Annotated in this window: 7 protein-coding genes and 1 tRNA gene; 6 read left to right on the forward strand and 2 right to left on the reverse strand. The window is 67.0% G+C overall.

Annotated features, from left to right (window positions below; translation table 11 throughout):
• Window positions 1-23 precede the first annotated feature (23 nt).
• Genes uppS through rpoD form a run of 6 tightly spaced genes read left to right on the forward strand, consistent with a single transcriptional unit; the run spans window position 24 to window position 8667 of the window.
• Complete coding sequence (gene uppS / locus VNF71_09275) at window positions 24-770, forward strand: polyprenyl diphosphate synthase (protein HVA74742.1); 747 nt, start codon at window positions 24-26, stop codon at window positions 768-770.
• A complete protein-coding gene (recO, locus tag VNF71_09280; GenBank protein HVA74743.1) occupies window positions 771-1493 on the forward strand; it encodes a DNA repair protein RecO in 723 nt (240 codons plus the stop codon).
• A gap of 30 nt (window positions 1494-1523) precedes the next feature.
• Window positions 1524-2846 carry a glycine--tRNA ligase gene (locus VNF71_09285; GenBank protein HVA74744.1) on the forward strand — a complete coding sequence of 441 codons (1323 nt, stop codon included), beginning with the start codon at window positions 1524-1526 and terminating at the stop codon, window positions 2844-2846.
• Window positions 2847-2889: 43 nt separating this feature from the next.
• Window positions 2890-5517 (forward strand): pyruvate, phosphate dikinase, encoded by a 2628-nt coding sequence (gene ppdK / locus VNF71_09290; GenBank protein ID HVA74745.1) that lies wholly within the window; start codon window positions 2890-2892, stop codon window positions 5515-5517.
• A gap of 28 nt (window positions 5518-5545) precedes the next feature.
• Window positions 5546-7390 (forward strand): DNA primase, encoded by a 1845-nt coding sequence (gene dnaG, locus VNF71_09295; GenBank protein HVA74746.1) that lies wholly within the window; start codon window positions 5546-5548, stop codon window positions 7388-7390.
• The gene (rpoD, locus tag VNF71_09300; protein HVA74747.1) at window positions 7387-8667 is read left to right on the forward strand and encodes an RNA polymerase sigma factor RpoD; all 1281 of its coding nucleotides are present in this window, start codon (window positions 7387-7389) and stop codon (window positions 8665-8667) included. The genes dnaG and rpoD overlap by 4 nt, the downstream gene beginning before the upstream one ends.
• A 26-nt stretch (window positions 8668-8693) precedes the next feature.
• On the opposite strand, the gene VNF71_09305 is transcribed toward rpoD, so the two are convergent.
• Both VNF71_09305 and VNF71_09310 read right to left on the reverse strand, forming a co-directional pair.
• Window positions 8694-8769: transfer RNA gene (locus VNF71_09305), tRNA-Asn, on the reverse strand.
• Entirely contained in the window at window positions 8760-9410 is a 651-nt protein-coding gene (locus tag VNF71_09310) for a hypothetical protein (GenBank protein HVA74748.1), read from the reverse strand. Before VNF71_09310 ends, VNF71_09305 begins: the two co-directional genes overlap by 10 nt.
• Window positions 9411-9435 lie beyond the last annotated feature (25 nt).

The following is a 9435-nucleotide window of genomic DNA, read 5'->3' on the forward strand; positions in this document are numbered from 1 at the left end:
CAGGCAGCCGCTACCGTTCCATCGTGCTCCTTGACGGCCTCGACCCGAACCGCATCCCGCGCCACGTGGCATGCGTCATGGACGGCAATGGTCGCTGGGCAACCAAACAGGGGCTCCCGCGGACCGAGGGCCACCGCGCGGGCGAGGAAGCTCTCTTCGACGCGGCCTGCGGAGCTCTCGAGCTCGGCATCGAGTACTTCACGGTGTACGCGTTCTCGACGGAGAACTGGCGCCGGCCGCACGAGGAAGTCCGCTTCCTCCTCAACGTCATCGCCGACCAGCTGCTCACCCGCCGCCGCGACGAGCTGCACCGCATGGGAGTGCGCATCCGCTTCATCGGCCGCAGGGACTGGCGCGTCCCCCGCTGGGTGGTCAAGCGCATGGACGAGGCGGCGGCCCTGACGGCACGCAACAGGTCGATGACGTTGACCATCGCGTTCAACTACGGCGGCCGGGCTGAGATCGTCGACGCGGTCAAGGCGATCATCGAGTCGGGCGTGTCCGCGTCGAAGGTCGACGAGCGGACCGTGCACCGGCATCTCTACCTACCGGATCTTCCCGACCCGGACCTGGTGATCCGAACGTCGGGCGAGTACCGGGTGTCGAACTTCCTCCTGTGGGAGCTCGCCTACAGCGAGCTGATCTTCACGGACGTCCTGTGGCCCGACTTCCGCCGCCACCACCTCACCGAAGCGGTGCGCGAGTTCCAGGCGCGGGATCGCCGGTACGGGACGACCGGGGGCCATCGGGAAGAGGGGATCCCCAGCTAGATGGCTTTGTACCGCGACGAAGGCGTGGTGCTCAGGACCCACAAGCTCGGCGAAGCCGACCGCGTCGTGGTGCTGCTCACCCGGGGGCGGGGCAAGATCCGCGCCGTGGCGAAGGGTGTGCGCAAGACCAAGAGCCGCTTCGGTGCGCGGCTGGAGCCGCCGGGCCACGTGAACCTGCTCATGTACGAGGGCCGGGACCTGCACACCATCAACCAGGCGGAAACCGTCGACCACTACCGCTCGCTGCGGGAGGACCTGGAGCGCCTGACAGATGCCATGGCCATCCTCGAGTCCGTCGACCAGGTGGCCCAGGACGGCGAGCCCAACCCGGCGCTTTTCCGCATGCTCACCGGAGCGCTGCGGGCGTTGGGCGAGGCGCCGGCGCGGCCGGCTCTCCTCGTGGGCGCGTTCTACTGGAAGCTGCTCGCGCTCGACGGTGTCGCTCCGCTGCTCGACCGTTGCGCTGTCTGCGACGCGGGCCCGGAGGAGTTGGTCGCGTTCGACTTCGTCGAGGGTGGAGCGTTGTGCCGCCAGCACAGGCGCGGGCCGGCGGTCGATCCCGCCGCGCTCGGCCTGGTTCGCCGGATCCTCGGCGGCGGCCTCGCCGGCGTGCTTGCAGAACCTGCCGGCCCGGCTACCGCCGCTGCCTCCGCACTCGGGACGTCCGCGCTCGAGGCTCACCTCGAGCGCCGGCTGCGGGCGGTTCATCTGCTAGGGAACTAGTTCCTTCCTCGGGCACTAGCCTCGAAACCTATGGCAGCGCCCGCAATGGACGAGATCGTGAGGCTGTGCAAGCACCGCGGCTTCATCTTCCCTTCCGCCGAGATCTACGGGGGCTTCCGCTCCACCTACGACTACGGCCCCCTCGGCGTGCTCATGCTGCGCAATGTCAAGAACGCCTGGTGGCGCTCCATGGTCCAGCTGCGCCAAGACGTGGTCGGCCTCGACGCGGCCATCCTGTCCGGCCCCCGGATCTGGGAGGCGTCGGGCCACCTCACCAACTTCACCGACCCTCTCGTCGACTGCCGCAACTGCAAGGAACGCTGGCGGGCCGACCACCTGGAGCCCGACCCGAAGGACGGTGCCATCCACTGCCCGAACTGCGGCAGCACCGACCTGACCGAGGCGCGCGCGTTCAACCTGATGTTCAAGACCCACGCCGGCCCGGTCGAGGACGAGGGCAGCGTCGCCTACCTGCGGCCGGAGACGGCGCAGGGCCACTTCGTCAATTTTCTGAACGTCCTGCAGACCTCGCGCAAGAAGCCGCCGTTCGGGATCGCTCAGATCGGCAAGTCGTTTCGCAACGAGATCACCCCCGGCAACTTCGTCTTCCGCACGCGCGAGTTCGAGCAGATGGAGCTCGAGTACTTCGTCCCTCCGCAGGAGGCGACGAAATGGTTCGAGTACTGGTGCGAGGAGCGCCTCAACTGGTACGTCGACCTCGGTATACCGCGCGACCAGCTGCGCCTGCGTGCGCACGACCAGGAAGAGCTTTCCCACTACTCGGCCGGCACGTCCGACGTCGAGTACATGTTCCCGTGGGGTTGGGGCGAACTGGAGGGCATCGCCAACAGGACCGACTTCGACCTGAAGGCCCATGCCGCGCACAGCGGCGAGAGGCTCGAGTTCTACGACCAGGCGACCAGCGAGCGCTACGTCCCCTACGTGATCGAGCCGGCCGCCGGCGCCACCAGGACGATGATGGCGTTCCTCCTCGCCGCGTACGACGAGGACGAGATCGGCGGCGAGAAGCGCACCGTGTTGCGGCTGCATCCCCGGATCGCCCCGTACCAGGTGGCGATCCTGCCGCTGTCGCGCAAGGACACGCTCATACCGACCGCGCAGGAGGTTCTGGGCCTGCTGCAGCCGATCGCCATGTGCGACTACGACGAGACCCAGTCGATCGGCAAGCGGTACCGCCGGCAGGACGAGATAGGCACGCCTCTGGCCGTGACGATCGACTTCGACTCACTCGAGGACCGGGCGGTGACGATCCGGGAGAGGGACACGACCGAGCAGGTCCGGGTGCCGATCGACAAGCTGGTGGAGGAGGTCACCGGCCGCCTGGCCCTCTGACGGCCGGATTTCCCGGTGCAGCGCGGGTCTTAGACTCGGGCACATGCCCCTCGTCTACTCGTTCGACCACAAGCACCGGCGGCCCCCGATGCAGCTCAAGGACCTCCTCGGCGGGAAGGGGGCGAACCTGGCGGAAATGACCTCCGTGCTGCAGCTGCCGGTACCCCCGGGTTTCACGATCACGACCGACGCCTGCCGGGAGTACATGGAGGGGGGCTGGCCGGAGGGTCTCAGCGCCGAGGTGGACCGCCACGTCCGCCGGCTCGAGAAGGCGATGGGGAAAAGACTCGGCGACGCGGCCGACCCGCTCCTCGTGAGCGTCCGCTCGGGTGCCAAGTTCTCCATGCCGGGCATGATGGACACGGTCCTCAACCTTGGGCTCAACGACGCGTCAGTGAAGGGGCTCGCCGACCAGACCAGCGACGAGCGTTTCGCCTACGACTCGTACCGGCGCTTCATTTCCATGTACGGCCGCATCGTCTTGGGGATCGAAGGCGAGAAGTTCGACCAGCCGTTCGATCGGGCGAAGGAGAAGGCGGGCGGGGCAAGCGACGCCGAACTGTCGGCGGGCACGCTCAGCGAGCTCTGCGACGTGTTCAAGTCGGTGGTCGAGAAGGAGACCGGGCAGCCCTTCCCCCAGGAGCCGCAGGAGCAGCTGCGCGGTGCCATCGAGGCGGTGTTCAAGTCGTGGAACGGCGCCCGCGCTCTTGCGTACCGCGTCCGTGAACGGATCCCTCACGATCTCGGCACCGCCGTCAACGTGCAGACCATGGTGTTCGGCAACCGCGACGACGACTCCGGTACAGGTGTCGGGTTCACCCGCGACCCGGCGACCGGTGCGCAAGGCGAGTACGGAGACTTCCTCGTCAACGCCCAAGGTGAGGACGTCGTCGCGGGCATTCGCAACACCCTGCCCCTCGCTGAGCTCAAGAGCCGGTTCCCGAAGATCTTCAAGGAGCTGATGGACATCTTCGCCCGTCTCGAGGCGCACTACCGCGACATGTGCGACACCGAGTTCACGATCGAGCAGGGCAAGCTCTGGATGCTCCAGACCCGAGTGGGCAAGCGGACAGGCGTCGCCGCGCTCCGGATGGCGGTCGACATGACCAAACAGCGCGGGTGGAAGCTCAGCCACGAGGAAGCGGTCTTGCGCATCACCGCCGACCACCTCGACCAGGTGCTCCACCCGCAGTTCGCCGAGAAGCCGGCGAAGCTCCTGGGCAAGGGCCTGGCCGCGTCACCCGGGGCCGCGGTCGGCCACGTCGTGTTCAGTGCCAACGCCGCTGCGCAGGCAGGCGATCGCGGCGAGCGGGTGATCCTGGTGCGGTCCGAGACGTCGCCGGAGGACGTGCACGGCATGATCGCCGCGCAGGGCATCCTCACCACGCGTGGGGGTCTCGTCAGCCACGCGGCGGTCGTCGCGCGCGGCTGGGGGAAGCCGGCCGTAGTGGGCGCGGAGGCTGTGCGCATAGGGCAGGGCGAGTTCACCATCGCCGGCGCGACCGTGCGCGAGGGGGACTACATCTCCATCGACGGCAACACCGGCGACATCGCCCTCGGCGAGGTGCCCCTGAAGCTGGGGGAACCCCCCGAGGAGTTCAAGACCGTCCTCACGTGGGCGGACAAGATCCGCAAGGGCAAGCTCGCCGTGCGCGCCAACGCCGACAACGGCCCCGACGCCGCCAACGCGCGCGGGTTCGGCGCCGAAGGAATCGGCTTGTGCCGGACGGAGCACATGTTCCTGGCCGAGGACCGGCTCCCGATCGTGCGCCGGATGATCCTCGCGGACTCGGAAGAGGAGGAGGCCGCCGCGCTCGAGGAGCTGAGGGAGGCCCAGAAGGAGGACTTCGTCTCGATCCTCGAGGCCATGGACGGGCTCCCGGTCACCGTCCGCCTGCTCGACCCGCCGCTTCACGAGTTCCTGCCCTCCATCGAGGAGCTGGAGATCAAGAAGGCGACACAAGGCCTGTCGCCGGAGGAGGAGAAGCTCTTCGAAGCTGCGCAGTCGTGGCACGAGTTCAACCCCATGCTGGGGATCCGCGGCGTCCGCCTCGGTGTCATCAAGCCGGGGTTGTACGGCATGCAGGTACGGGCGCTGATGCAAGCGGCCGCTGAGCGGATCGCCGCCGGCGGCAAGCCGAAGGTCGAGATCATGATCCCCCTGACGGTCACCCGCCAGGAGCTCGGCCTCGCCCGCAGCTGGACCGTCGAGGCCATCAAGGCCGAAAGCCGCGGTCTCAAGCGCAAGCTCGACGTCACGATCGGCACGATGATCGAGACACCAAGAGCTGCGGTACGCGCAGACGAGATAGCCGAGGAAGCCGACTTCTTCAGCTTCGGGACCAACGACCTGACCCAGATGACATTCGGTTTCTCCCGCGACGACGTCGAGGGCCGCATGATGTCCGCCTATCTCGAAGACGGGCTGCTCAAGCGCAACCCGTTCGAGACGATCGACCAGGACGGTGTCGGTCAGCTCGTTCACGACGCTGTGGAGAGGGGAAGGCGCACCAAGTCCGGGCTCAAGATCGGCGTTTGCGGCGAGCACGGCGGCGATCCGGAGTCGATCGACTTCTTCTACCGGGCGGGGCTCGACTACGTGTCCTGCTCGCCGTTCCGTGTGCCGATTGCCAGGCTGGCAGCGGCCCAAGCGGTAATAGCGAACGGTTAAACCCCGCCGGGGGTTCTAGGGTCGCACCGTGGGCATCGTCGACGAGGACATCGCAAAGGTCCGGGCGGCTACGGACTTCGTTGCGCTCGCCGGCGAGCATCTTGCCCTTCGCCGGGTCGGCACCCGGTGGGTGGGGTTGTGCCCGTTCCACGCGGAGAACTCCCCGTCGTTTTCGGTCAACTCGGAGCTCGGGCTCTACTACTGCTTCGGATGCGGCGCCAAGGGAGACGTGATCACCTTCGTCCGCGAGATCGAACACCTCGATTTCGTGGAAGCGGTGGAGAAGCTCGCAGGCCGCTCCGGTATCACGCTGCGATACGACGATCAGGGCGGCGGGCGCAGCGGCGACCAGCTGCGGCGTGCACGGATCTACGAGACGCTCGAGAAGGCGATCGAGTGGTACCACCAGCGGCTGCTGTCGGGATCGGACAGCTCGCGAGCGCGCCACTATCTGCGGGCCGAGCGAGGATACGACGGCGACCTGGTCCGGCGCTTCCGCATCGGCTGGGCGCCCGACGGATGGGACACCCTGGTGAAGAACCTCGGGGTGCCGAAGAAGGACCTCGTCGACGCCGGGCTGGCGACCGTCGACTCGTCCGGCCGGCACACCGACTTCTTCCGCGCACGGATCCTCTTCCCCATCTTCGAACCGGCCGGAAAGCCGATCGGGGCCGGCGGGCGGATGCTTCCCGGAGGGCGTCCACCCAAGTACAAGAACACGAGCGGTACAGCGGTCTACGACAAGAGCCGGGTCCTCTACGGGTTGAACTGGGCGAAGAAGGACGTGGTGGACAAGGGACGGGTCGTCGTCTGTGAGGGATACACCGACGTGATCGGCCTGCACGAGGCGGGCGTCGGCGAGGCCGTGGCGACCTGCGGGACAGCTCTGGCCGACGGCCACATCCGCCTGCTCACCAACTTCGCCCGCAAGATCGTCCTCGCCTACGACGCCGACGTGGCCGGGCAGGCTGCAGCCGAGCGGTTCTACGAGTGGGAGGACCGGTTCCAGGTCGACATCCGGGTGGCAGCCATCCCCGCCGGCGCTGACCCCGCCGACCTGGCCCGTTCGGATCCCGAGGCGCTGCTCAAAGCCGTAGAGGAGGCCCGGCCATTCCTCGGCTTCAGGATCGAACGCCTCCTCGCGCGCTCGGACCTGTCATCCCCGGAGTCGCGCGTGCGCGCCGCCGGCGAAGCGATGGCGCTCATACGCGAGCACCCGAGCGAGCTTGTCAGAGACCAGTACCTGATGACCGTCGCCGATCGATGCCGTATCGACCCGAACCGGCTGAGGAACATGTCCTCGCAGCGACCCGTCGCGGACCATCGCGAGGCAGATCGGGAGCACGTGCAGCGTCCTGCACCGGTGACGGTGAGTGGTGCCGAACTGGAGGCCCTCCGGTTGGCTGTTCACCGGCCCGAAGAGGTCGCGTCACAGCTGGAAGCAGTGCTGTTCGAGCATCCGATCGCTCGTTCCGCGTTCGACGTGCTGTCGAGCGCATCCACGCTGCACGAGGCGATCGACGCGGCCGATCCGCAGACGGCGGATCTCCTTCAACGGCTCGCGGTGGAGGACAGCGAAGCCGCGGCCGGCGACGTGATGACTCGGCTCGTCGAACGGGCCGGCCAGCGTGCCCTGAAGGAGTTGCAGGCGCAGATGCGCCAGGTCGACGCGTCGGCCCAGGCCGATTTCGCCCCGACGATCGCGTGGCTGAAGCTGGCCTTGGAGTCATTGCGCCCAGAGGACGGGAAACTCGCCGACGCGACCGACGCCCAGAAGGGGTTGGTACGCTGGCTGTCGGCCTGGGAGCAGACAGGTACTGCGACAGGTATCGCGCAAGCCGGTACCAATACCCAGTCGGAGGCGAGCAGTTGATCGAGGGGGGGACGACACCTTTCACGCCGGAAGGCGAGCTGACGGGGCATTTCGTCGCTCTCCTCCTGGCTGGCAAGGAGCGCGGCTTCCTGACCCCCGACGATCTGATGCCGCTCATGGAATCCGTGGAATTGACGCCGGACGTGATCACCGCCGCCGTCGGGAGGGTTAAGGCCGCGGGCATCGAGTGGCGAGACGACAGCTATCTCGAAGTAACTGCTGAGCTCAACGGCGAGGTTGCCGAGGATTCCTCGCTCGCGCTGGCGCGCATTGCCGGCGCGCCGTTGCTTCGGGCTCGTACCAGGGGCACCACACGAGCCGAGGTGGACCTCGGGCCTGGCGGAACCGGGAGCAGTTCCGACCCGGTGCGCATGTACCTGAAGGAGATCGGGAAGGTATCGCTGCTCACTGCGGCGGAGGAGGTGATCCTCGCTCGTTGCGTCGAGCAGGGTTTCCTCGCCACGCAGCGCTTGGCCGCCTGCGAGGAGGAGACTGCTCTTCTACGCGACCGCGAGGGAATCGGGCGCGACGAGCGGCTGCGCCGCGAGGGTCTTGTCGCGAAGCGGATCCTCGTAGAGGCGAACCTCCGCCTTGTCGTATCCATCGCCAAGCGCTACCGCAACCGCGGCATGGCCTTCCTGGACCTCATCCAGGAGGGGAACCTCGGCTTGATGCGCGCGGTCGACAAGTTCGACTACACGAAGGGCTTCAAGTTCTCCACCTACGCCACGTGGTGGATCCGGCAGGCGATCACCCGCGCGATCGCCGACCAAGCCCGGACGATCCGCATCCCGGTTCACATGGTCGACACGATCAACAAGGTGATGCGAGCGCAACGGCAGTTGCTCCAGGACCTCGGAAGGGAACCGACTGTCGAGGAGGTTGCCGAGAGAGCCGAGATGACGCCGGAGAAGGTCCGTGACATCCTGCGGGTGAGCCAGGAGACGGTGTCGCTCGAGCAGCCGATGGGCGAGGACGACTTCAGCCTTTCCGACCTCATCGAGGACGAGGCCGCGGTGGCGCCGGCGGAGGCGGCCGCGCGTGCCATGCTCAACCAGGCGGTCACCGAGGCGCTGTCAGAGCTGTCCGACCGTGAAAGGCGGGTGGTCAGGCTCCGCTTCGGGCTCGACGACGGCCAGATGCGGACCCTCGAGGAGGTCGGGCGGGAGTTCGGTGTCACCAGGGAACGGATCCGCCAGATCGAGTCGAAGACGCTCGCCAAGCTGCGCCATCCGATGCACAGCGGGCATCTTCGTGACTACCTGCACGACGAGTAGATCACCGGCTGACTTTGTTGTCTCGGTGGCTCCGGGGGAGAGACTCGAACTCTCAACCAGCGGCTTAACAGGCCGTCGCTCTGCCGATTGAGCTACCCCGGACCGACTTGCGAGGATAGCAGAGCATCAATCAGCCCAATGATCGCCCGGTGGGTGTCGCTGCTGCAGTATCGGACGTAGACGCAACCATGCTCGTGCTTCGTCTGGCGGTATCCGGAGTTGGGCACGGCTCGGTATGGCTTGCTGAACTGGGAGGGTGGTATTTCGGTTACCTCGGACCAATATTGCTCAGCCGCTCCGAGGTCCAAACCCTGGTGGAGATAGACGCGGGCCCTCAGTCTGGTCTCATCGATCTGGAAGAACGCTCGTAGCCAGGAGCAGAAGAACTGCACCAGACGGAAGTCAGTGTTGGCGAAAACGACGGCGCCGTCCCGCTTGGCGCCCTCGCCGGCGTACAACGCCGCACCCGCCGCCAGGAATGCCTGTTCGTTCAGCTCTCCGAGGCGTAGGACGCCCTCCTGGCGGAGTTGCTCGATCTCATCTGCCTTCCGGCGCTGCAGGACGTTCGGACCACGCCGGCGCGCGGTGCGTCGGGGATTCGGCTGGAACGCCACGTCCCGTACCCACAGCGATACCGAGGACTTGGAAACACCGAGCTTTTCGGCGATGTCGGTGAGCGTCCACGACTGTGCCCGAAGGCTGCGAGCCGCCTCCTGCTCTGATAGCTTGCCACGGTATCCCATCGACTTTGAGTCTAGGCTTAGGTTG

It is taken from the genome of Acidimicrobiales bacterium, assembly GCA_035533095.1.
Classification (GTDB): domain Bacteria; phylum Actinomycetota; class Acidimicrobiia; order Acidimicrobiales; family Palsa-688; genus DATLUM01.